The sequence below is a fragment of the Ensifer sp. LC384 genome (assembly GCF_001695865.1).
Taxonomy (GTDB): Bacteria; Pseudomonadota; Alphaproteobacteria; order Rhizobiales; family Rhizobiaceae; genus Ensifer.
Genome location: NZ_MBST01000011.1, coordinates 128,616 through 149,652, shown reverse-complemented (window position 1 = coordinate 149,652; position 21,037 = coordinate 128,616). Strand labels below are relative to the sequence as shown.

28 protein-coding genes and 2 pseudogenes are annotated in these 21,037 nt (G+C 60.1%); 28 read left to right on the top strand and 2 right to left on the bottom strand.

From position 1 onward, the window contains the following. From BC363_RS35095 to BC363_RS11890, 9 genes are all read left to right on the top strand, one after another. On the top strand, positions 1–192 hold a 192-nt coding region (locus BC363_RS35095; RefSeq protein WP_202618564.1), incomplete at its 5' end, for a hypothetical protein. Between the two features lie 43 nt (positions 193–235). After that, positions 236–463, top strand: a complete 228-nt coding sequence (locus tag BC363_RS11925; protein WP_065783462.1) for a hypothetical protein — start codon at positions 236–238, stop codon at positions 461–463. Between the two features lie 75 nt (positions 464–538). Continuing rightward, a complete protein-coding gene (locus tag BC363_RS11920) occupies positions 539–1,216 on the top strand; it encodes a hypothetical protein (protein WP_065783461.1) in 678 nt (225 codons plus the stop codon). A 482-nt stretch (positions 1,217–1,698) separates the two neighbouring features. After that, entirely contained in the window at positions 1,699–2,010 is a 312-nt protein-coding gene (locus BC363_RS35415; protein WP_139109859.1) for a hypothetical protein, read from the top strand. 56 nt (positions 2,011–2,066) lie between these two features. After that, a complete protein-coding gene (locus BC363_RS11910; RefSeq protein WP_065783459.1) occupies positions 2,067–2,411 on the top strand; it encodes a hypothetical protein in 345 nt (114 codons plus the stop codon). Continuing rightward, the gene (locus BC363_RS11905; RefSeq protein ID WP_244519862.1) at positions 2,408–3,091 is read left to right on the top strand and encodes a hypothetical protein; all 684 of its coding nucleotides are present in this window, start codon (positions 2,408–2,410) and stop codon (positions 3,089–3,091) included. Before BC363_RS11910 ends, BC363_RS11905 begins: the two co-directional genes overlap by 4 nt. A gap of 102 nt (positions 3,092–3,193) precedes the next feature. Continuing rightward, positions 3,194–3,580, top strand: coding sequence for a hypothetical protein (locus tag BC363_RS11900; protein ID WP_065783458.1), 387 nt, complete (start codon positions 3,194–3,196; stop codon positions 3,578–3,580). Positions 3,581–3,607: 27 nt separating this feature from the next. Further along, positions 3,608–4,000 (top strand): hypothetical protein, encoded by a 393-nt coding sequence (locus BC363_RS11895; protein ID WP_065783457.1) that lies wholly within the window; start codon positions 3,608–3,610, stop codon positions 3,998–4,000. A gap of 80 nt (positions 4,001–4,080) precedes the next feature. Next, entirely contained in the window at positions 4,081–4,440 is a 360-nt protein-coding gene (locus tag BC363_RS11890) for a hypothetical protein (protein ID WP_065783456.1), read from the top strand. A 28-nt stretch (positions 4,441–4,468) separates the two neighbouring features. On the opposite strand, the gene BC363_RS11885 is transcribed toward BC363_RS11890, so the two are convergent. After that, positions 4,469–4,885 (bottom strand): hypothetical protein, encoded by a 417-nt coding sequence (locus tag BC363_RS11885; RefSeq protein ID WP_141690284.1) that lies wholly within the window; start codon positions 4,883–4,885, stop codon positions 4,469–4,471. Between the two features lie 155 nt (positions 4,886–5,040). Here BC363_RS11885 and BC363_RS11880 point away from each other — a divergent pair, with 155 nt between their 5' ends. After that, positions 5,041–5,568, top strand: coding sequence for a hypothetical protein (locus tag BC363_RS11880; protein ID WP_065783454.1), 528 nt, complete (start codon positions 5,041–5,043; stop codon positions 5,566–5,568). Positions 5,569–5,580: 12 nt separating this feature from the next. Here BC363_RS11880 and BC363_RS11875 read toward each other — a convergent pair whose 3' ends face one another. After that, a complete protein-coding gene (locus BC363_RS11875; protein WP_065783453.1) occupies positions 5,581–5,991 on the bottom strand; it encodes a hypothetical protein in 411 nt (136 codons plus the stop codon). 270 nt (positions 5,992–6,261) lie between these two features. Here BC363_RS11875 and BC363_RS11870 point away from each other — a divergent pair, with 270 nt between their 5' ends. The 18 genes and pseudogenes from BC363_RS11870 (at position 6,262) to BC363_RS11790 (ending at position 21,037) form a co-directional block, all read left to right on the top strand. Next, the gene (locus BC363_RS11870) at positions 6,262–6,498 is read left to right on the top strand and encodes a hypothetical protein (RefSeq protein ID WP_065783476.1); all 237 of its coding nucleotides are present in this window, start codon (positions 6,262–6,264) and stop codon (positions 6,496–6,498) included. A gap of 84 nt (positions 6,499–6,582) precedes the next feature. Further along, positions 6,583–7,548: a hypothetical protein gene (locus BC363_RS11865; protein WP_244519861.1), complete on the top strand. Its 966-nt coding sequence runs from the start codon at positions 6,583–6,585 to the stop codon at positions 7,546–7,548. A 208-nt stretch (positions 7,549–7,756) separates the two neighbouring features. After that, positions 7,757–8,752, top strand: coding sequence for a DUF5309 domain-containing protein (locus BC363_RS11860; protein ID WP_065783451.1), 996 nt, complete (start codon positions 7,757–7,759; stop codon positions 8,750–8,752). Between the two features lie 148 nt (positions 8,753–8,900). Next, complete coding sequence (locus tag BC363_RS11855; protein ID WP_141690283.1) at positions 8,901–9,728, top strand: hypothetical protein; 828 nt, start codon at positions 8,901–8,903, stop codon at positions 9,726–9,728. Positions 9,729–9,980: 252 nt separating this feature from the next. Continuing rightward, positions 9,981–11,099: a hypothetical protein gene (locus BC363_RS11850; RefSeq protein ID WP_141690282.1), complete on the top strand. Its 1,119-nt coding sequence runs from the start codon at positions 9,981–9,983 to the stop codon at positions 11,097–11,099. After that, entirely contained in the window at positions 11,099–12,787 is a 1,689-nt protein-coding gene (locus BC363_RS11845; RefSeq protein ID WP_141690281.1) for a hypothetical protein, read from the top strand. Before BC363_RS11850 ends, BC363_RS11845 begins: the two co-directional genes overlap by 1 nt. Positions 12,788–12,811: 24 nt before the next feature. Next, positions 12,812–13,312 (top strand): annotated as a pseudogene (locus tag BC363_RS11840) (DUF5309 family protein); the annotation flags it as partial. Between the two features lie 119 nt (positions 13,313–13,431). Next, the gene (locus BC363_RS11835) at positions 13,432–14,049 is read left to right on the top strand and encodes a L,D-transpeptidase family protein (protein ID WP_065783447.1); all 618 of its coding nucleotides are present in this window, start codon (positions 13,432–13,434) and stop codon (positions 14,047–14,049) included. Positions 14,050–14,274: 225 nt separating this feature from the next. Next, the gene (locus BC363_RS11830) at positions 14,275–14,886 is read left to right on the top strand and encodes a hypothetical protein (RefSeq protein WP_065783446.1); all 612 of its coding nucleotides are present in this window, start codon (positions 14,275–14,277) and stop codon (positions 14,884–14,886) included. Between the two features lie 392 nt (positions 14,887–15,278). Next, positions 15,279–15,542, top strand: a pseudogene (locus BC363_RS11825) (DUF5309 family protein); the annotation flags it as partial. Between the two features lie 16 nt (positions 15,543–15,558). Next, entirely contained in the window at positions 15,559–16,149 is a 591-nt protein-coding gene (locus tag BC363_RS11820; protein ID WP_065783444.1) for a hypothetical protein, read from the top strand. 419 nt (positions 16,150–16,568) lie between these two features. Then, entirely contained in the window at positions 16,569–16,970 is a 402-nt protein-coding gene (locus tag BC363_RS11815; RefSeq protein WP_065783443.1) for a hypothetical protein, read from the top strand. A 322-nt stretch (positions 16,971–17,292) separates the two neighbouring features. Then, positions 17,293–17,460 carry a hypothetical protein gene (locus BC363_RS35410; RefSeq protein WP_202618563.1) on the top strand — a complete coding sequence of 56 codons (168 nt, stop codon included), beginning with the start codon at positions 17,293–17,295 and terminating at the stop codon, positions 17,458–17,460. Positions 17,461–17,462: 2 nt separating this feature from the next. Then, positions 17,463–17,786, top strand: a complete 324-nt coding sequence (locus tag BC363_RS11810; protein ID WP_065783442.1) for a hypothetical protein — start codon at positions 17,463–17,465, stop codon at positions 17,784–17,786. Next, the gene (locus BC363_RS11805) at positions 17,783–18,382 is read left to right on the top strand and encodes a hypothetical protein (RefSeq protein ID WP_065783441.1); all 600 of its coding nucleotides are present in this window, start codon (positions 17,783–17,785) and stop codon (positions 18,380–18,382) included. The genes BC363_RS11810 and BC363_RS11805 overlap by 4 nt, the downstream gene beginning before the upstream one ends. Next, the gene (locus BC363_RS11800) at positions 18,379–18,981 is read left to right on the top strand and encodes a hypothetical protein (protein ID WP_065783440.1); all 603 of its coding nucleotides are present in this window, start codon (positions 18,379–18,381) and stop codon (positions 18,979–18,981) included. Before BC363_RS11805 ends, BC363_RS11800 begins: the two co-directional genes overlap by 4 nt. Continuing rightward, complete coding sequence (locus tag BC363_RS11795; protein ID WP_065783439.1) at positions 18,978–20,594, top strand: hypothetical protein; 1,617 nt, start codon at positions 18,978–18,980, stop codon at positions 20,592–20,594. Before BC363_RS11800 ends, BC363_RS11795 begins: the two co-directional genes overlap by 4 nt. Continuing rightward, positions 20,591–21,037 (top strand): GNAT family protein, encoded by a 447-nt coding sequence (locus tag BC363_RS11790; protein ID WP_065783438.1) that lies wholly within the window; start codon positions 20,591–20,593, stop codon positions 21,035–21,037. The genes BC363_RS11795 and BC363_RS11790 overlap by 4 nt, the downstream gene beginning before the upstream one ends.

Below are 21,037 nucleotides of genomic sequence, written 5' to 3'. Positions count from 1 at the left end.
CCCAGCATTCTCCTGGCGAACGAGATCGAGGTCGCGCTGGATGATGCCTACCCGGATAACGACTATGTCCGGGACCTGGTGGCCATGCTTGCCATGTACCGTCCGGAAGGCGGTGAATTTCTTTACAATGCTGAGGCAATGCGCGCCAAACTGGTGCGCGCAAGGGAGTATTTGTCCGGGCTGGCCGATTGAGAACTGAGCCGGCGGAAGGCTGCGGGAAAGACATGGCGCCCGCATGGCCAATCCGAACACGATGAAGACGATGGCGCCGGAGACGGCCGCGCGCATTCGGTCTTACGTGAATGACAATTCCCGCCTTCGGAATGTTATCCAGTTCAATGGCAAGATCCTTCCCTACGCTGCGCCTGTCGGCGTGGGGTATCAGCAATTTGCGAAACCGGATGATGAAAAGTCTGCGCCCGCTGCCAGAACTTTTGGCAGGCTTTTTGATGTGGGGCGTTGATCTGATGGCGCTTGACATTCTATAATAAGTTAGGAGTATTTTCCTCATCGATTTCGGTGGTTGGAGGCGTGTACAATGAAGCAGGCTAAGCCGGCGTTGTCGGCGAATGATGAGAGTTCAGCCGTGGGCCACACGCCGCGCAGGGATTCTGTAGTGATCGATGACGACGGCCCTCGCAATCCCTGGCCAACGTGGGCTTGGCGACCGGAGAAAGGCGAGGAGATCCTGTCCTTCATGCGCCGATGCGCTGCACTTCAGGAGATCGACCCTGAGGGTGATAAACGTTGGCACGCCGAGTGTGAGCATTTCGCATCGTGGCGCGACGCATTTGAGCGCCAGAAGCAATGGCGCGACGCGGACCTGCGACTTCGTGACAAGATGGCTGCGCGAAGCCACGCTACCGGGGAGTGGCGAATTCCCAGGTTGGACAAATGGCTACGTGTCGGCATGAAGCTCGACGAGTCAACGATTGGCCAGTATTGGCTCTGCCGTACAAGGGCGGAGTTGGCGCGGGCGGAACTGCGTGCCACGGACCTTGGCGCGAGCGATCCGGAGGCGGCGCGGAACTGGCTCGCACAATGCCAATGGTTCGCAAAGTTGCTCACCGAAAGCTGGAGCGCAGAATGCGAACGGCGCGAGCTTGACGATGGGGATGGCGCCAGCCAGCCGGATAGCTCCGATATTCGTCGGTGGGAAGCACAACGGGGGTGGCGAAGAATAGAGCCGTATTGGCGCTATCCGACAATTAAGTGAGAACAGAGCGCGGATAGATTGGCCCAAGTCGCTGGACAATCTCTACTGGCAGAACAATCAGCAGCCGATCGTCTGCTTGCCGATGTATGATCCGAGCCTCAGGTCGCCCCTTCAGTCACCGTCAGGATTTTTGCGTCCGGATTCTGGAAGCATTGTTCCCTTTGACAACGATTATGCTCAGCGCCAAAGTGACGATGCGGTTCGTGGCCTTCTTGGAAGGTCAACAACTCCCCATGGTCGGCAAATGACGATTCACGCGGCTGATCGAATGGTCAATCCGCCGCGTGGGCGGGCGATCATGTCTTCTAAGCAGTGACGATCGGCCTGCTAGAGTTTAGGCCGGAGTTTAGGCCGGCAAGATCGACACTTCACACTTCAGGTATGTCATGCGCTACATGGTTCTCAATACGATCCGGGTTCTGCTGAGCTATAGCGCCATGCTGACAACCGTTGCCTGGTTTTTCGGTCGCTTGGACCTCACCATGGCCCTGCTGTTTTCGTCGCTCTACCTATTCGCCTTCGTGCCGCTTCCGGCCGTGCGTTTGTGGAAGCGGCTTCTGTATATCACCTTGGCGGCTGTCGTTTTGATGATCGTGCCATTCGGGTACTTCGTCGTTGTCGACGGCACGGACAGTGTCAATCTTCTTTTGGAAAGAATCGCAATTGTGGTCTTGTTTGGCCTTCTTGGACCCCAGACCTTCGTGTTTCTGCTGACCTATATCGCCCTCGACCTTCCAGTCAGAAAACTTGCCAAGGCACAGATTGCAGCGCCTGCGCGCGAGGGCACGATCTAGCCCTAGCGCTACTGCGGCAGTCAGCGGGACGTGCGCTCACCTGCATTGCCAAGACGGTGGAGGCGGCGGGGCTGAAATCGCCCGACCTCTACTTCACCAAGCCGACGCCGGAGGACATCCAGAAGCGGATGCAGGCGGGTGAGCCGCAGCCGGATGCGGCAATGCAGCGGCTGCAGATGGAAGCGCAGCTTGCGGCTGAAAAGACCCGGATGGAAAGCGAGACCGCTCGGCGCAAGCTGGAGATGGAGCGCGAGCTGAGGCTTGCTGAGATCCAGCAGAACGGAGCGCTGAAACGCTACCAGATCGACGCCGAACTCAACCTCAAACGTCAACAGAACCTGGCCGAAATGGCCGGCGGCACGGCGCTCAGCACAGCGCATATCGGAGGACTGCCGGGATGATCAGAAACAGCAGACGAGGCCTCAAGCCGGGCTATGACGCCTTCGGGGTCAGGCCGGACGACGACATGTATGAGACCGGCCCAAGGTCGACGACCGCGCTGAAACTGCGCGATTTCGGCGAGGCTGCCAACAGCCGATTGCCGAACTGGGGCAAGGAGCGCGGACGTGACGGCGGTGTGGAAGTGGCGGACACGTACATCATGTCCAATACCAATCCGACGGGCTGGCCGACACAAGCTCTGCTCGGCAACAACATGCACAGCGGGCTTTTTGTCATTCCCGACGATGGCGATGCGGAAGGGCGGTTCCTTTATGATCCGTCGGGGTCGTACATGAATAAAGAAATGGGCAGCGGGCGGGCTCTCTACGGAGCGGAAGTATCGCCTGAGGATTACCTGCCGTATCAGCTTCGTGATGGCCCCAATGTAACCGTGCGCAAATTTGCAACGACGCCGGAGGAGGAGACTGAGATCATCCGGCGCACAGACGAGAATGGTGGCGGCGGATGGGCAGATTGCACGACGTTGGTGAGCAAGGCAATCAGCGGCATTGGTCCTTTTCGTGACGTAGAGGAGACCGATTGGCCGGTCGCTTTGGATCGGCAGCTGCGCGGTCTGAACAGGCACGTCGATGAGGCCACCGGCTTGGAAAGCTTGCGCCGCATGCTGGCGAAACCGTAAAATTGTCCTAAACTCAAGGTGGCACAAAAAGGCCGCAGTCTCTAGAGTAGTGTTGCCCCGACATCCAACGCACACTTACTCAACTGCAGATCCGAGAGCTAAATGCAATACGCGCTGTGGAATACCGTCCGTGTTTTCATTTGCTATGCGGCAATGCTGCTCGTTGCGAAACTGCTTTATGGGCGCTTCTTCCAGTGGTACATGGCGCCCTATGCCACGACCTACTTTCTCGTGGCATTCGTACCGCTTCCCACTGTCTCGCTCCGCAATCGCGTTTTCCTGCTCACTGCCTTCATGCTTTTGACGGTCGTTGCGCGCTCGCTCGACTGGGCATTGGTGGATGGCGCCTTTGACAACAAGACGTTTGTGCAGGGCTTGTTCGTGTTTTCCCGGCATAGCTGGATCAGCCCCAACTACCTAGTCTTCGTTCTCACCTATATTTTCTTGGAAAACCGCCTCATGCGTCGGTTTTATCAGGTGGTCGCTTAAACTCTCTACGACGGCATTGCCAAGACGGTGGAGGCGGCGGGGCTGAAAGCGCCCGACCTCTACTTCACCAAGCCGACGCCGGAGGACATCCAGAAGCGGATGCAGGCGACGCAGCAACAGCCGCCGGATGTGGCGATGCAGCGTCTGCAGGTGGAAGCGCAGCTTGCGGCTGAAAAGACCCGCGTGGAAAGCGAGACCGCACGACGCAAGCTGGAGATGGAGCGCGAGCTGAAGCTTGCCGAGATTCAGCAGAACGGGGCGCTGAAGCGCTACCAGATCGACGCCGAACTTAACCTCAAACGCCAGCAGAGCCTGGCCGCTGATGAGCCCGCCACATCTCGGCTATGCCGGCGTGAAATTCCACGAGAGCACGTGGCGGAAGCCACTCGCGCTCATCTGACAAATCCCAACAACATCTAGACAATGGCGCCAAGAACTGCCGCACGGCCTGCGTCTCTGCGCGGCCCGGCCCGGGCTTCGCGCCTATCACGGAGAGTTACATGAATCCCTTGTTGATCGATCAGGGACTGAAGTGGGTCGGCAGGAAATTGGGCAAGTCGATGTTTAACGACACGCTCAATGGACCCGAAGCCTACGCGGACAGGATTGCGCAGGACTTTGGCAACGAATGGCACGACGCGTATGAAATCTATGGCCAGAACCCGGGATTCTGGGAGGATGCATATAAGGGCGATCCAAACGTTCCCAAGAATGGTCCGAAAATGGCGCCTGTGTCCCGAACGTCCCGGCTGCCAGTGGCGCCTGCTGACGACCAACCATCCAAGGGCGGCTGTTTTTGGGGCGGGCTTTTTCCCGGACGAGCAACCCTGCGAGAAGCGCAGCGCAAGTGGCGTGAATGAGGCCGAATGCCGTGCACGCCGTATGGTTTCAGAAATCGCGGGTAAAGGCGAAATAGACGACCAGGCAAAGAAGCCAGAAGATCGCGGCCGCCAACATGCTCATGGTAGAGTTCAGGACATATCGGCCGTCATCCCGGCGCTTTAGACCCAGCCAGTTGAAGCCGGTAGGGACTGCATGAATATCCTCGACTTCAATCTTGCCGAAGCTGACCAGCGGTACGATGACGCGGGCAGTCCGATGCAGGAGAAACTCGAAGATGAGAAGGTCGATGAGGTTGAAAATCGTCCCGACGACAACATCAAAGGCAAGGGCAATTTTCTTCATGTTTCCAACCCTGTTTTGCCCAGTCGCAGAATGCGTACGGGCTTTCGCTGCTACCGTCGCCTGGGGGTATCGCTCATAATGCGTTTCCCAATAGATAATCGAGAACAAAGCAAGAATCAATCTAACCTTGTCCTGTCGTGCGCTTGATCGCATGAGCGGCGTTATCTGCCTCGTGCTGTAGCCAGACGGGTGCCGTGTGTGCCGACGCTTTGCACCGGGGCGCAACGAAGCCCTGCGCGCAGAGCCACTGACCATCAATCTTGAAAGGAAAAGCCATGGATGATTTCATCTCGCCGCGTCGAGCGAAGCCCGGTTCCGGTGCCGTGGAGCGGCGCAATCTGCCTAGCCCTGGGGCGGGCTATCTAAGTCCCGACGATGCGAGAGCCTATGCGGAAGACCTTTTGCGTAGCGCTTTCGAGGGGCCGAAAGCCTACACGGCGGAGGGGTTGCGGAAGCCTCTGGGCGCACTGTCGAAGGATCCTCGCGGTGACGACGCCAACAGCGCCGGACGACGTCGGGGCCTGAGCGGAATGCAGAAAAACGTTGAAGACGTAAAGACCGAGCTCGACTTACTGCAGTCCAAGGTCTCGAACGACGACGGGACGGCAACTTTGAAGGACATCGTCTCGTCCATTCAATCGTTGCAAGAACAGCTGAGCTTGAAGGAGTACCAGAGCTTCTACGAGGATCCCTTTAGGAACCACCCGCAGTTGCCAAAGAACTGGCAAGATATGCCCTGGAACAATCCTACGCGGGAGCAGCCCATTTCACTGAGGACAGCGCTCGACAAATGGAAGGAGTGAGCCGCCGCGCGGCTATTCGAGGTTTTCGAGTGCGATGTAGAGTGTGCCGAGCTCCCGGCGGCCAGAGGCTGTCCTGTAATAGAGCCTTTCGTCGTGCGGACGACCGTTTGCGACGGAGGCCTCGTCGCTTCCATCCTTAAAGACGCAGCAGGGATCGTCGCCATCCGAGGACGGCTTGACACGCAGGCGGTAGCTTTCGCCGCTCAGGAAGAAGCGTAAGCCGACCAAATAATCGCCGACCATTAGGGTGCAGACGCTGTCCTGGCCGCACCAGCCAGTCGCGTGATCGAAGGTTTTGTCCGTCTTGAGCAGGAAGACCTTGACGAGGTAGCGCGGCTCTCCCGATTGGCCGATCGCGGTGACTGGCGAAGCCGCGGCAGCGAGAAGCAGGGCGGACAATATCAAGCTCGATAATCTTCTCATGTGTTCCTCATTCGATAGACGAGCGCGTATCGATGACTGGCGCCGGCCATCCGCTCTGTTCGGGCCTTGCGCAGGGACGGGCAACGCGGACCGAGGCCTCTGATGCAGAAACGGCCGCTCAGGTATCATTTCGGTCGCAGATGGGGTGGCTACCTAGGATGGCAAATCACTCAAGTTCACACATGGGTAGTGCGGAACAAAAGCAGAATCAAGGCGGCCTTCGATGAAAATTTCGGTCGAATTCGCCGCTCTCCAGCGGAGGTCAACAGCATGAAACCGGACGAACGGGCGGCCGCTGCGCGCGCCATACTCGACGTGCCCTATTTCGACGAACTGATGAACGAGCTGGAGGGGGCGGCCATCAACGGCTGCATCCATGCCGGCCTGACCGACGACGCGGGCCGGGCGGCCTATGCCGCCGAGACCCGTGCCATCCGAAATTTCCGAGCCAAGCTCAAGTTCCTGACGGAGCAAGCCAAGGCTGACGGCAAGGGCGCACCCGCTTAAGGGCAAGCGCTTTCTATGGTCGTTCCAGGCTTTCGCCGGAATGACCCAATGCATTGAACCACCTTTCAAAAAGGTCACACCATGATGAACGATAGTGCCAACCTGCCTTACGGCGGGAGCAAAACCGTTGACCGCTCGACCGATCTGGACGACCCCGAAAACCTGAACTTCCGGGAGCCGCATGTCGATGACTGGGCCAACCCGGAACTCTACGAGGCGGACTATGACTGCGAGACGGATGCGGCCATCGACGATGGCCTGACATCCTGTGAACCCGCAGACCTTGACGACGAGCCGACCGAGCCTGACGAGGACGAGGCGGCCAACGAAGCCGAGGATTTCCTGGTGCGGCTCAAGGGCGGCGAGGACGTGCCGTTCTCGGAGCTGAAGCTCGGATACCTGCGGGACCGCGACTACCGCCACAAGACGCAGGACATCGCCAACCGCGGGCGGGCGCTGGAAGGTATGGCCAACCGCGTCGCCCAATCTGCCAACGCTTTCGCCAACCTATTGGCAAGCCAGATACCGCCGGAGCCGCCGGAACATATGGCGGCGCTCGACCCCGACGGCTATCGCCGCCAATGGGGACTGCATCAGGCGGGGCTCGAGCGGATCGACGAGATCCTCGCGATTGCAGAAGGGCCGGCAAACGTCGTCGACGCGCTGGCATCAGTGGCCAGCGACGATGAGCTCGAGGCCGAAAACGCCAAGCTGATCGAAGCCTTTCCGCAGACCGCGCACGAGGAGGGGCGTCTGGCCTTCTTCGCCGGCGCTTTCGACGTGGCGCGGACCCTCGGCTTCTCCGAAGAGGAGGTGCGCGAGGTCGCCGACCACCGCATGTTCAAGCTCGCCCATTACGCCCGGCTCGGCCTTGCGGCCGAACAGGCAAAGACGCGGGCAATGGCCAAGCTGAAAAGGGCGCCGTCGCCGGTGGCGCGCCCAAGGCCGTCGGCAAAGGCGGAACGCTCCCCGCGCGAAAGCCTGGAGGCGATGAAGCGACTGTCGAAAACCGGCTCGATCCGCGACGCGATGGCGGTCGACTTCGACTGATCGATGTTCGCGCAAAGCGCACAAACAGAGTCCGGAAACGGCTCTAGCGCCTTGTCTTTACGTGCTTTCCGGCGAGGCGCGGTTGCGCGCACGTTCCCTGGGCCGCTCACGTGGCGGCGACATGCCACCCGACAAAACCGATCCGCATCGCCCGCGCTCGCCTCAGGCCGGCGCGTGCGATGCATCCCAACATTCAAGGACCACTATCATGGCTGTTGTAGCAAACACCTTCACCACCTCGCAGGCCGTCGGCAACCGCGAGGACCTGTCCGACGTCGTTTCCCGCATCACGCCCGAGGATACGCCGATCTACTCGCTGATCGAAAAGGGCACGTGCAAGACGCACCACCCGGAATGGGAAACCGACGAACTGGCCTCGCCCGGCGAAAACATCCGCCAGGAAGGCGAGGAATACACCTTCGGCACGATCATCGCGCCGACCAGGCTCGGTAACTACACCCAGATCATGCGCAAGGACTGGATCATCTCGGCGACGCAGGAAGTCGTCTCCGAGGCCGGCAACGTGCAGAAGCGCAAGTACCAGAAGCTGAAGAAGGGCGTGGAGATCCGCAAGGACATCGAATACGCCATCGTCGACACCAATGCTTCCGTCTCCGGTGCGACGCGCGAATTCGGTTCGCTGCCGACCTGGATCACCACCAACGTCTCGCGCGGGGCGACCGGCGCCAATGGCGGCTATTACCCGACGACGGGGCTGACGGTGGCGCCGACCGACGGCACGCAGCGCCCGTTCACCAAGGCGATCCTCGACCAGGTGATGCAGGCCGGCTACCAGAACGGTGCAAATTTCCGCCACGTCTCGGTTTCTCCTTACGTGAAATCGGTGTTCGTCACCTTCATGTCCGACGCCAATGTGGCGCCGTTCCGTTACTCCGTTTCGCAAGGGGGTGAGCGCAACACCATCGTGGCGACGGCCGACTACTACGAAGGTCCGTTCGGCACGGTGATGATCCACCCGAACCGGGTACAGGCGGGCACCGCCAAGCTCGCGCGCAACGCCTTCTTCCTCGACACCGACATGCTGTCCTTCCTGTGGCTGCGCAAGATCCAGGAAGACAAGGACGTGGCCAAGACCGGCGACGCCGACAAGGGCGTGATCATCGGAGAGGGCACGCTGAAGGTGCACAACGAAAAGGGCCTCGGCGTTGCGGCGGACCTGTTTGGGCTGAGTGCTGCGAGCTGACTAGCAGGCAAGCGAGAAGTGGTGGGGCGGGCGTAGGTCCGCCTTTGCCATTGAGGCAGCGCCAGGAGCGGCCGTCCTTTGGCTGTGTTGGTAAACTTCCGCGCACGAAGGGCTGCGCAGGCAACTTTCTTTCGAAAGGGACAAGTAAGTGGGAAACGAGTCAGGTGATATGCCCGGTTTTCGCCAGGCGATGCTCTTGAAAAGCAAGCGAGATCCATTTGAGCGGTACCAGCGCGCTCTTTTCGATACGATAGCCACCGCGGAAGGTGGCGAGTACGACAACATGTACGGCCCGAAGGGAAAGGCGCGCATTGTCGATTTCTCCGATCATCCTCGCAATCCAAGCCGGATCGACAAGGGAGAGAACAAAGGCAAAATGAGTTCCGCCGCCGGCAGATATCAGATCCAGGCCCCGACGTGGGACCCCTATGCGAAAAAGATGCGACTGGAGGACTTCTCGCCGCACAATCAGGATCGCGCAGCCTGGAAAATCGCGCAGGACGCCTACCGGCGAGTAACGAAGGGAGGAGACTTGGATGAAGCGCTGATGTCCGCAGACCCCAGTACAATCAAGGCTGCTGGCGGCAATCTGGCGATGACCTGGACAAGCTTACCTGGTGGCAAAGAGCAGCGCATGACGCCGGAGCAATTTCTAGACACCTATCAGATGAACCTGCGCGCGCGTGAGGGCCGGATGCCGATACCGCAGGGGCGGCCCTTTGAAGACAGGCTATCCGTCACGATTCCCCCTACCGAACAAGATGGACCGCTTCAAATGGCGCTTGCCGGAAAAGTTGAAGAGCTGCGTCAACACTTGCTGCGGCCTGCGGGGGGCGACCCCGGCACGAAACTATCCCAGGACGGTGGCATGGACCCCGCTTCATCGACGCCTCCTTCGGATGCCCCGGGATTTTGGGATCGTTTGTTTGGACGCCGCAGATCCCTGAAGGATGCCGCAGGCAATTGGTTCGAATGAGTTCGCTGCCGGGGCCGAGCTTCGTCACGACAGACGCTGTCGTTGTGGCGAGTGCGGTTGTGCCTTGCGAGTGACACGATTTCCGCTAAAAAATCCCTTGTGTTTGTTCTCTCAATGTTCTACTCGTTTTGCGAGCGAATGAAGGAATAAGCGTATCGGTCGCATTCGCCTGCGCACTGAGTGTCGGCCCCCGCATTCGTTCTCAATTTTCCACTCATAAATAGCGTTCGGCACGCCGACCGAGGAGAAGCCTTGTTCAGATTGTGGGTGTCGGCCCTAGCGGCTTTGTTTGTCTTGAGTTCAGCAATCCCCGCATCCTCTTCGCAAGCGTCATCTGCCAGTGCAAAACGTGTGTTTGACGCTTTGCGTGCATGCAAGCCTGATTTTTTTGCGCTGCTGAAGGCTGGGCGTCAGGCATTCGGCCCCGTCCAGATCCAAGTATTCGATGACCCCAAAAACGCTCTGCACGGACCGGGCGCACAAAGCGAATACTGGTCAGCAGTGACGTTCGGCCAGCCGGTCAACGCTGATGGTTTCTCCCTTCTGCGCTTCTTGCAGCGACGACACATCGTTGCCGGCAAGCCGGAGAGCTATAGCTGGGCATTCCAGGTGGCTGCCACACTGACGGATGTCAGGCGGTTGATGGAGGAGCGCTACGGCGTGGAACTGGTCAGGCCCTGGGTCATGGGAGCCTGGGGCGTGGCTCCGGAGGCAGCGCCGGAGGAACAAGGCGGGATATCCACCCTGCTGAAAATCGCGGGCTATGATGGCGGGACGACGACAATCACCTGCGAACTCGAGTCAGGGGATATCGGCGACTTCCGAATGCCTGAGGCCGTACAGGTTTTTGGGGCGCCTGAGATCGGGTTGCCACCCCTCAAGGACACCGACGGCCTGATGAAGGCGCTTCTATTCTGCGAGCCAGACTTTTTCGTCAGACTCAAGAAGGAGAGGGCGTCATTCGGGGAAACGGAAGTCTTTGAGCGGCGGACTGTGCTGTCATCGAGCCAGTCAAAATCCAAAAAGCCTTCGCGCGCTGCCGCCTTGGTCATTTTCCCGGTGCCGATAGAGATCTGGGGTATCGCAATCACGGGCTATACACAGCGGACGGACTCCGTGGACGGCAAGCGGCAATTGACCTGGGGCTTCCAGACGAGAGATGGACGGGATCAGCTTGCCGAGGTGCTGCGGTTACGCACTGGCGCTCAGCCGCTCGAAGGTGACCGCTGGGGGCTTGATCTGACGACCGAGGATACGGGCTATGCGCCGTCGCCCTCTTTCAAGATCGCTGATGGGCTCCTCACCTGTACCGTGCCGGCCGATGGAGCAGAATCCGACCCTGCCACACTGTTTCTGACGGCGAAGCAGTAATGTTCTACAAACTATGCGGGTTCCCAATGGTGTCCATGAGCCTCAAGCGTTTTTGCGCGGTCCTTTGTCTGCTCGCACTTGCGACGCCTGCAGCGACGGCTGAGCGTATCGATGCGGGACGGGTGTTCGGCGCGTTCCTGGCGTGCAATGCCGACATCTTTTCCCTCCTCACGAGCGATGAGGCAGACTTTCGCGCAATAACGATCGCCCCTTATGACTACGCGTCGGACGGAGTAACCGGGCACTACATCGCGTTCGCAGCGCCTGTCGACGCCTCTGGACTGCCGCTTAGCCGGTATGTCCAGTTCGAAGCCGTCGGCATTGCCGTTCCGCACTTCGCCTGGGGCTTCGAGGTGGAGCGGAATGTACCTGAGGTTGCCAAGGTGATCGAGGAACTGCTACCCGGAGCCAGGTTCGTCGCCAAAGATGGCCATATGCTCGAACTGAAGCTCGACACCGAGCCGGAGGCGCAACACGGCGACGCATCGGTCGCGCCGGAGGACAGCTACAGGAAAATCGTCATTCGCCAGGCGAATAACCCCACGCAAGCACTGGTGATGTGCGACGCTTCCAAGGATCGGATGTCGGATCTGGCAACCAACGGGGAGACGGGCAGGAAGCGTTTGCCTTCACCGGAGGACCTGTTTCCATCGGCGAAAGTGCCGGGCGTTAAAGCCGACAAAATTCTCGATGCTTTCGTCGCCTGCAGGCCTTCGTTCTTCAATGTGCTTTGGGACGAAAGAAAGACCTTTCCGCGGTTCCGGGTCGAAGCCTTTGAAAGCCCAGAAAATATGCCTCATGTTCCCGGGGCCGAGAGTACCTACAGCGAAGCCGTGACGTTCGAGCGTCCCATTAAAGTCGGTGATTTTTCCGTCGTGCGCTTCTTTCAGCGAAAGTCGATTCAGGAGGGCAAACCGACGCGCTTTGCCTGGGCTTTTCAGGTGATCGCAACGCCCGGTGAGGCCGCGCGCGCCATTGCGGAGCGATACCGTGTGAGATTTGAAACTGGTTCCTGGTGGCTAAGCTCAAAGGATGCCGCTGCCGGCCCAGTGTCGAAGGACCTGGAGTTCGATTCCTACTTTGATCCCGACCAGCAGACAGCCGTAACCTGTGAGCCCGACGAAAGCGAAACGAGAGGCTTCCGCTTGCCGTGGGCGGAAGAGACTTTCGGATTGGCCCAGCTCGGGCCGCCGCCGCTGATCGGCGGCAACAGGCTGATGAACGCGCTCTTGCAATGCCGACGGGATTTCTTTGCGGCGCTTGGTGAGGAGACGGACGCCTTTGGCAAGGTGACGTTCAAGGCGGCCATGGGACCATATCGAAAGCCTGAAGACGCTGCACGTGCGACACTGCGAGTAGCGTTTGAGAAGCCGGTATATGTTTCAAGCCTTCTCTTGACTGGGTACATTCAGCAACGTGTCAATGTCGCCGGCGAGCCGAAACTGATCTGGGGTTTCCAAACGCCGGGAAATGAATACGAACTTATTCGTGTTGCGGAGAACCGCACCGGAAGCAATTATGTCGAGAAGGACGGGTGGGCGCTGAACCTAGAAGCCGACGCGACCGTCTATACGCCTTCTGAGGCGCTGGGCTTCGCTGACGGCTTCATCGGTTGCACGACACCCCTTGGTTCCGGCAAGAAGCCGCCAGAGCCGGCCGACCTCTTTCGGAACGAACAGGGAAAGTAAAAGCCAGGCGGTATCCTTCCGACGACCGGGCTGACGGTGGCGCCGACCGACGGCACGCAGCGCCCGTTCACCAAGGCGATCCTCGACCAGGTGATGCAGGCCGGCTACCAGAACGGCGCCAACTTTCGCCATGTCTCTGTCTCGCCCTCGCCCTATGTGAAATCGGTGTTCGTCACCTTCATGTTCGACGCCAACGTCGCGCCGTTCCGCTACGCCGTTTCGCAAGGGGGCGAGCGCAACACCATCGTCGCGACGGCCGACTACTACGAAGGCCCGTTCGGCACGGTGATGATCCACCCGAACCGGGTGCAGGCAGGCACGGCCAAGCTCGCGCGCAACGCCTTCTTCCTCGACACCGACATGCTGTCCTTCCTCTGGCTGCGCAAGATCCAGGAGGACAAGGATGTGGCCAAGACCGGCGACGCCGACAAGGGCGTGATCATCGGCGAGGGCACGCTGAAGGTGCACAACGAGAAGAGCATGGGCGTTGCGGCCGACCTCTTCGGGTTGAGTGCCGCGAACTGATCTTCTAGCGAGCAGATTCAGATCATCGTCCTCGTGCGCGCCACGGGGATGATGATGGTCGGCCCAGGCATCCGATGCGGATCGCCGATCTGTCAGGAGTCTAACAAAGGAACGATGCGATGAACCAGGGAAACAACGGGAAAAGAATCAAGCTTCACTTCGATGGGAAGCGACTGAATGCTACCGAGAATGGTCGGTATGCCGGTGGTTGGGATGGGGTGAGTGGCGAAAAGGGTCTTCAAGAACCCCAATGGCAGGAGATTATTGATAGGGGGCCGATACCCGAGGGGGTCTATGACGTTGATCAGCTTCAGTATCCGCCGCCGGCGGGGAGCTGGGAGCGTTTCAAGGGCCGAATTAACAGGGGGACGTGGAAGGGGTTGGAGAATGCCTGGGGCAATTCCAGGGCGTTTCTAAACGCAACATCAACGACACATCCTAAGGCTGCGCACCGGAGTGGCTTTTCGATCCATGGCGGCACGGACCCAGGGTCGGCCGGTTGCATCGATCTTACGAACGGGATGGACCGTTTCGCCGACTTCTACCGGAAGACCGGGCAGTCGGCTGAGTTGAATGTGTCCTATCCCGAATATGATTCCGATGACTTCACGTTTGAGGCGCTTGAGCGAAAGTATGCTCCGGCGGCGGCGCCCGAGGCGGACAACCGTTGGGATCCCGATGGTGCTCGAAACCGACGCAGTTTCTCGCTGCGAGACGCGCTCCGGATTTTTGAGTGACGACTTGGGAGCGGGAGCTTTTTAGCGCGAGCGTGGGCAGGCATGCGCTGCCAAGCTCCGATAGGCGGCCGGTGTCTTGCGTTTGTTCCGGAAATGTTCTACAGGTTGAGCGGGTAAATAATGGCTTGTAAACGCATCGGTCGCATTCGTTGGGGTGCACGAGCGCGGACGGCAAACATAACATATCGGTAGTCAAAGGCGTTCGGCGTGAGTCGGGGAGGCTTCTTGTTTAGAGTGACAGTATCGGCCCTGGCCACCCTCTGGTTTTTTGGTTTCGCGTCACCCGCCGCCGCTGGGGCGGAACGGGTGGTCGAGGCGTTGTTTGCCTGCGACACCGACTTTTTCGAGGTTCTGAAAAGCGAGCGATCGGCGTTCAGTTCTCAGGAAGTCAGGACGGTCTTTTACGAACATCTGCGTACAGACATTGTCGAATTTGATCCGCCGGTGGAAGTGCTTGGCCTTCGCCTCACCAGCTATAGACAGGACACGGTGCTGAATTACGGCCTTCGGCCTTCCGCCTTTTCCTGGGGGTTTCAGGTTGATGAAACGCCCGTAGGGACTGCGCTCGCCCTTCGGAAGTACTTTCCCGGCGAGAAGCCCTTCCGGGGAACCGTTGACATGCTGCAAGCGACAAAGGGGTATCCGGATCAGCCGGGGAAACTCTTCGCGATTTCAAAGCCGAGACTGGCCGGGGAAACCGGCGCCAATCTGGAATGTCATTCGGGACGAAAAGATCTCGGCAACATCTGGTCCTTACCGGACGTCGTGGATTTGTTTTCCGAGACTTGGGCCAGCGGGAGCCGATGGCAAGCGTGGATTTTTGGTTGGCTGGATTGAGCACGCTGGGAGCAAAGGTCCAAGCACTGCTACCGATGCTGGGATGAGTTCATGAACTCTACGCCACCGACGAGCTTCAATCTGCAACGAAACGCGTGTCCGACACGTTTCTGTCTCCAAACAAAAGCCTGGCGCATCTGGACAGGCGACAGAATGCGGCCGGCGACGCGATGAAGCTGTCAAACTACGAAACGGACACGCCTTACGATCACCGCCCCTCAAGGACGCCGATACCCGGGCGCGTCCGTGACACGACCCTCTGACCTTTCCCGAACTCCAGATCGCAAGGGCATTTGCGGCGCCGCCAGCCGAGAGCGTAAGGGACTGGAGACGTTTCATTCTGCCTGATCTCGCACTTGTTCTTGAAATGTTCTGTACAATCAGCGCCCCTCACCAAGGCGATCCTCGAACAGGTGATGCAGACGGGCTACCAGAACGGCGCCAACTTCCGCCACGTCTCGGTTTCGCCCTATGTGAAATCGGTGTTCGTCACCTTCATGTCCGACGCGAACGTGGCGCCGTTCCGCTACTCCGTCTCGCAAGGGGGTGAGCGCAACACCATCGTGGCGACGGCCGACTATTACGAGGGCCCGTTCGGCACGGTGATGATCCACCCGAACCGGGATTGGCGACGGCGTACGCACGACAAACCCTGATAACGAGAGTTGAGATGTGGCCCAAAATGACAAGACGCTCAACTGGGTGGGCTTGCCCGCCAGAATTCAATCCGTTCGCGAGGCGATCAACTATTTCGACGAAAGTCCGGCCCTGAGCAATAAACGTATTGCTCAAGTCGAGGCGCCGCACAGCGCGGAAGCGCGCTTCCGCTATCCGCCGGTAAGCGAACTCCTGAGTGACGATTTCGGCGTTGGGGCAATGCCCTCCCACGGGGCTCCCGGCATCGGCAGCTTCAGCACGCGCCATCCCTTGCTTCCAACCGAGAGCTTTCGACAGTTGGTGGCGACAGATCGGGCCGCCGACAATATTGCCTCGAAAGCTCGAGGCAGAGATCGTGTCGCCGAAGGTGGCCGCATGAACGCTGCCATGAAATCCACTCGGGACGGATCCAACGATATCGGCTGGAGTGATTTTGGTTCTGTGCTTGGTTCCGCGATTGGGGGCCTCCTTGGTAGCGGCGCGGCGTCGGTTGCGGGTGCTGTTGGCGGGCACTATCTCGGAGGCTATGGGCCGGGCCCCCTGAAGGAAACCGGCAGGGCCGTGGGGCGAGGCGGTTTCAACGGCGATCTGAGCGGCCTGCGTTGAAAGCGATGCGGGTCTCCCCTATGCAAGGGTCGAGCAGACCGTCTCTCCCTCAAAGGGCCCAGATATGCACCATCTTAAGGAAGCGCTGATATTTGCCGCATTTGTGCACTTGTTTATTTCACTGCTTGGGGAAATTCTAAAGATCGCACCAAGAATGGGGGGTGTGCCACCGGCAGTTGTCAGATTCGTTGGGGCATTGTCCGCAGTGTTATTTGTTAGATATCTGTTGTTGCCACTGTAAGTAGGAAGCGGATACGCGCCGTGGCTCTGTTTCTAGGTTGCCGAAACCGCGGTTGACGCGATTGCATTTCGCAATGATTTCATCCCTTTATTGCTTTTAGCTACCTGTGAAGGATGGAGGCAGGCAAACTCCGACAACTGGCGGTCGAAAGCCCCTTTGAGGGAAGAAGGCTTCTGGAGTGGGCTTTTCCCGGTCGCCGGTGACCTTTGCCGAGCCAGTCAGAGCTTACGGGCTGGATCTGACAGGGTATACCCAGATGCTGCACAAGAAGGACGGCAAGCCGGTTGCTTTCTGGTGGGGGTTCCGTGCGAAGGACGACGCGCGGCTCGCTGCCCATTGGCTCTCGACGCGCGCCGAGACCCTGAGTAAGGCGCAACGCACCGGCTGGGGGGAATGGGTGATGGAAACGCGCCCTCGGGCGAATGCTGTCGGTGAGGCGGCGAAGGAATCCGCCTACCGTGTCTTCAAGGTCGAACCGTCGCATTTCCCGATGCTCATAAATGTGCTTTGTGGTGCAAGCGCTGACATGATGGGCGACATGACGGTCTTCCCCGAGCCCGAAAGCTTGTTCAAGCAATGAGATCGAAACGGGAAGCCGAGGTAACCGACCACCGGCCTTTTCGGGTTCCGGCTTCTCCGATCGATAATCGGCGGCACCGTCCTTCACGAAGCCTCGAGGCACTGTCGAACACCGCCGATATCACCCGGAATGCTGCCAATAAGGGTGGCATTGACCGCCCGTTGGCGCCGGTCTGCGTAGTGCCGAGATGGCACTGAATCCGTAGTATCGCTGGGTGGTGTTGCAGCGCCGTCGTGCTGATGCGCGGCTGTGTGCCACTTTCAAACGAACAAATCTTGGCAAGGCGGTTCTTCGGAGCCGCCTTTTTTCATGGAGAATTTTGATGTCCGAAACAAAGAAATCCCTGCCTGTCCGTCTCGTCTATGACGTCTGGTTCCAGGAAGGCGAACGCACGGCTGCGGGCGCGATCGTATCCGTCGGTCTCGACGAGGCCAAGGCGCTGATCGCGGCCGGCAAGGCCGAGCGCGCCGATCCGCTGCCGGGGGAGTGATCATGCTGATCCGTGACGGGGCGTGGACGCTCTACGACCACGACATGGCGAGCGGCCGGTGCGTCTGGCACCAGTTCGACGGGGAGAAGGACGTCTATCGCGTCGACTATCCCGTGGACAATCTGATCAGCGAAAACCTCGATGTGCGCAACAGCGCGGAAAAGGTCTGGCGCGGCGACTGGCACCGCGTTGCCTCCATTCCCCTCAACGTCGCGCATTCCTCCGGCCTCGTCGAGGCGCATTCGCAGGGTGACGACCGGTTCGTCAAACGCTTCCTCAACGATGGCGACAACCGTGCCTGGCGCACGAAGGATGGGCAGCTATGACAATTTCCGACTACGCCTCCCTGATGGTCGATGCGGGCGAATACAGCGGCCGCAACGACGTCGCCCATCTCTTTCCCCGCTTCCTCGGTCTGGCCGAACTGAAGCTCAACCGCGCGCTGCGCGTCGGCGACATGGAGCACAAGGCGCCGATTGCCGTCATCGACGGCGATGCGCCGCTGCCGGCCGATTTCCTGGAGACGCGGCAGGTGCTTTCGGCAAGCGGCCTGCCGATCCGGGCCGTCGCGCTACAGCAGCTTGCTGCCAATGCGCAAGGAGGGGCGGGGCCGCCGGTCGGATATGCCATTGTCGGAAACCGGATCAAGGTTCTGCCCGGCGGCAACCATGGGCTGACGATGACCTATTACCGCAAGGTCCCGCCGCTTTCCCCCGCCAATCCAACGAACTGGCTCCTGGAGAAGGCGGCCGATGTCTACCTCTACGCACTGGTCGAGGAAATCGCCGTCTGGGAGCGCGATGCCGGCAAGGCCGGGGCGGCGCAGGAACTGAAACTGATGGCGCTTTCGGGCCTCAAGATCGGCGACGAGCGCGCGCGCTGGGGTGATGCGCAGATGACTGTCGGAGGAGCCACGCCATGACCCTGATTTCCGCAATCAACGAGGTCTGCGACATCGTTTCGCTCGACCGTTTCGACGGCGTCTACGGATCGAACGACCCGAACGCCCAGACGATGGTGGCACTGGCGCAGGAGGCGGGCGAGGAGATCTCGCGGCGCGGCGACTGGCAGCGCATGCTGAAGCAGCACGTGGTGCTGGCTCTGCCGCTGAGCCTGCCGGCGGACTATCAGCGCCTGACGCCGGGCGGCGCGATCCGCACCGCCACGGGCAGCTTTTTCCGACCGATCACCAACAGTTCGCAGTGGGCAGTGATTGCCGCGGCCGCTCCGGCGCAACCCTACTTCTTCATCAGGGACAACCAGATCCACCTGTCTCCGGCTTCTGCCGGGGTGGGCGCCGTCATCGACTACGTCGCCAGGAACTGGGTGCTTGGCGATCCCTTCGAGGAGCGCGACACGCTGAAGGCCGACGACGACCGGCCGCTGTTTGCCGAGCGGCTTCTGACCAAGGGCATCCTCTGGCGGTGGAAGCGCCAGAAGGGGCTGCCCTATGACGACAGCCTGGCCGAATTCGAGGCCGAGCTGATCCAGGAAATCAACGCCGACCGGGGGGCATCATGAGAATGGATGTGCGGCCCGGCCGGATCGGGCAGAGCAACCGCGGGGCGGTCGCCATCGGGCGTCAGCAGACGTCGCAGCCGATCACCTTTCCGGCGCCGAAGAACGGTCTGGTGACAACGGCGGACATGGCCTCGCAACAGTCGGGCTCGGCCACTGTGCTACGCAACTTCCTGCCGACGCTGGTGGGATGCCGCATTCGCGGCGGATCGCAGAAGCGTGGAAAGGCTCTCGATGGCGGCACGATCCGCAGTGCCTTCAAATACAAATACGGCGCGATCGAAAAGCTGTTCATGGCGACCGATACGGCGATCTACGACATGACGTCGCCGGCCGCACCGCCGGCGACGACGTCGGCGGCAACGGCCGGACTGACCAGCGGCGACTGGTGCACGTTCCAGCACACCAACGCCGGCAACTCCTTCCTCATCTGCCTCAACGGCGCCGACCAGCGCCGCGTCTACAACGGCAGCACATGGGCGACGACACCGGCGATCACCTTTTCCGATGCAACAACTGCCGCCCAGCTGAACTACGGCTGGCTCTTCAAGAACCGTCAGTTCTTCCTGAAGAATGCGACGCTTGATGCCTACTACCTGCCTGTCAACGCCATTGGCGGGGCGGCTGCGGTGTTTCCGCTTGGCGGGGTGATGAAGAAGGGCGGCTCACTCCTGACCGGTTTTTCCTGGTCGGTCGAAAGCGGCGACGGTCTTTCCGATCTCTGCGTGTTCGTCTCGACCGAAGGAGAGGTGGCCGTTTATGCCGGCTCCGACCCTGGTGACGCCAATAGTTTTGCATTGAAGGGCGTCTACCAGATCGGCCGGCCACTCGGCAAAAATGCCTGGATCCGTGCCGGCGGCGACATCCTGATCGCCACCAGCGACGGGTTGACGCCGATCTCGCAGGTGTTTCAGCGCGACCGGCAGGCGCTGAGCCAGGTATCGGTGTCGCGGCCGATCGAGGACGACTGGCGCCGAGCGGCAAACGCCACGGGTGCCGGCTGGGTGATGAAGCAATGGCCGGAGCAGAACCTGGTGTTCATCGCCTTTCCGGCCAATGCCGTGGTCATCGACACGACCTTCGTGCTCAACGTGCTGAACGGCCGCTGGTCGACCATCAGCAACTGGAAGGCGAGCTGCTACGAGACCCTGCAGGGCGGCCTGTTTTTCGGCTCGCTCAACGGTCTGTGCTGGCAGGGCGACACGACAGGCACGGATGACGGGCTGACCTTTACCGCCGCCTATCTTTCGCAGTTTGCATCGGCCGGCCAGTTCGGTCAGCGCACGGCGGCGACGATGGCACACATGTATTTCCGGGCGAAGTCCGAGCCGAAGGTTCGCCTCTTTGCCCGCGCCGATTTCGACAACGCAATACCGACCTTCACCACTGTGACCGCAGGCGATGCCGCGTCATCGGAGTGGGACGTGGGGCTTTGGGACGTCGGCGTCTGGGACGGGCTGTCGCAGCAGCAGCGCTACAGTTTTCGCCAGAACGTGCGCGCGGCAGGCGACATGCTCGCCGTTGGCTGTGTCATCACCTCGGGCGGGCCTGCAAAGCTCGACCTCGAGGTGGACCTCGCGACGTTGCAGGTGGCAGCCGGCGAGGCGAGCACATGAATATTATCTGGGGCGGCGCCGGCAACCCGGCGACAAACCAGGCGATCGCCGACTTCGTCGCCGGCCACATCGACGGCTGCGAACGCGGCTTTGCCGACTTCACTACCATGGGCGTGACCGAGGGGGACAAGCTGATCGCCGGTGTGGTCTTTCACAATTATGTGCCGGAGGCCGGCGTCATCGAGCTTTCCTCCGCCTCGACAAGCAAGCGCTGGCTGACGCGGCAGGTGCTGAAAGCCATGTTCGGCTATCCGCTGGACGAGATCGGCTGCCAGATGGTGGTGCTGCGCGTCTCCGAGCGCAACACTGGCATGATCGCCATCGCCAGGCGCTTCGGCTTTGACAGCTACTGCATCCCGCGCCTGCGCGGGCGGGATGAGGCGGAAATCATCTTCACACTCACTGACAACGACTGGCGGGCACATCCCGTCAATCAAAGGTAA

What these genes read in the sequence shown, in the direction of transcription:
- BC363_RS11875 (WP_065783453.1), bottom strand. Translation starts at nt 5,991, where the DNA reads ATGAGAAGATTATCGAGCTTGATATTGTCCGCCCTGCTTCTCGCTGCC.
- BC363_RS11900 (WP_065783458.1), top strand. Translation starts at nt 3,194, where the DNA reads ATGCAATACGCGCTGTGGAATACCGTCCGTGTTTTCATTTGCTATGCG.
- BC363_RS35410 (WP_202618563.1), top strand. Translation starts at nt 17,293, where the DNA reads ATGTCCGAAACAAAGAAATCCCTGCCTGTCCGTCTCGTCTATGACGTC.
- BC363_RS11845 (WP_141690281.1), top strand. Translation starts at nt 11,099, where the DNA reads ATGTTCTACAAACTATGCGGGTTCCCAATGGTGTCCATGAGCCTCAAG.
- BC363_RS11795 (WP_065783439.1), top strand. Translation starts at nt 18,978, where the DNA reads ATGAGAATGGATGTGCGGCCCGGCCGGATCGGGCAGAGCAACCGCGGG.
- BC363_RS11810 (WP_065783442.1), top strand. Translation starts at nt 17,463, where the DNA reads ATGCTGATCCGTGACGGGGCGTGGACGCTCTACGACCACGACATGGCG.
- BC363_RS11870 (WP_065783476.1), top strand. Translation starts at nt 6,262, where the DNA reads ATGAAACCGGACGAACGGGCGGCCGCTGCGCGCGCCATACTCGACGTG.
- BC363_RS11835 (WP_065783447.1), top strand. Translation starts at nt 13,432, where the DNA reads ATGAACCAGGGAAACAACGGGAAAAGAATCAAGCTTCACTTCGATGGG.
- BC363_RS11905 (WP_244519862.1), top strand. Translation starts at nt 2,408, where the DNA reads ATGATCAGAAACAGCAGACGAGGCCTCAAGCCGGGCTATGACGCCTTC.
- BC363_RS11880 (WP_065783454.1), top strand. Translation starts at nt 5,041, where the DNA reads ATGGATGATTTCATCTCGCCGCGTCGAGCGAAGCCCGGTTCCGGTGCC.
- BC363_RS11790 (WP_065783438.1), top strand. Translation starts at nt 20,591, where the DNA reads ATGAATATTATCTGGGGCGGCGCCGGCAACCCGGCGACAAACCAGGCG.
- BC363_RS11800 (WP_065783440.1), top strand. Translation starts at nt 18,379, where the DNA reads ATGACCCTGATTTCCGCAATCAACGAGGTCTGCGACATCGTTTCGCTC.
- BC363_RS35415 (WP_139109859.1), top strand. Translation starts at nt 1,699, where the DNA reads ATGGCCCTGCTGTTTTCGTCGCTCTACCTATTCGCCTTCGTGCCGCTT.
- BC363_RS11865 (WP_244519861.1), top strand. Translation starts at nt 6,583, where the DNA reads ATGAACGATAGTGCCAACCTGCCTTACGGCGGGAGCAAAACCGTTGAC.
- BC363_RS11920 (WP_065783461.1), top strand. Translation starts at nt 539, where the DNA reads ATGAAGCAGGCTAAGCCGGCGTTGTCGGCGAATGATGAGAGTTCAGCC.
- BC363_RS11860 (WP_065783451.1), top strand. Translation starts at nt 7,757, where the DNA reads ATGGCTGTTGTAGCAAACACCTTCACCACCTCGCAGGCCGTCGGCAAC.
- BC363_RS11805 (WP_065783441.1), top strand. Translation starts at nt 17,783, where the DNA reads ATGACAATTTCCGACTACGCCTCCCTGATGGTCGATGCGGGCGAATAC.
- BC363_RS11890 (WP_065783456.1), top strand. Translation starts at nt 4,081, where the DNA reads ATGAATCCCTTGTTGATCGATCAGGGACTGAAGTGGGTCGGCAGGAAA.
- BC363_RS11925 (WP_065783462.1), top strand. Translation starts at nt 236, where the DNA reads ATGGCCAATCCGAACACGATGAAGACGATGGCGCCGGAGACGGCCGCG.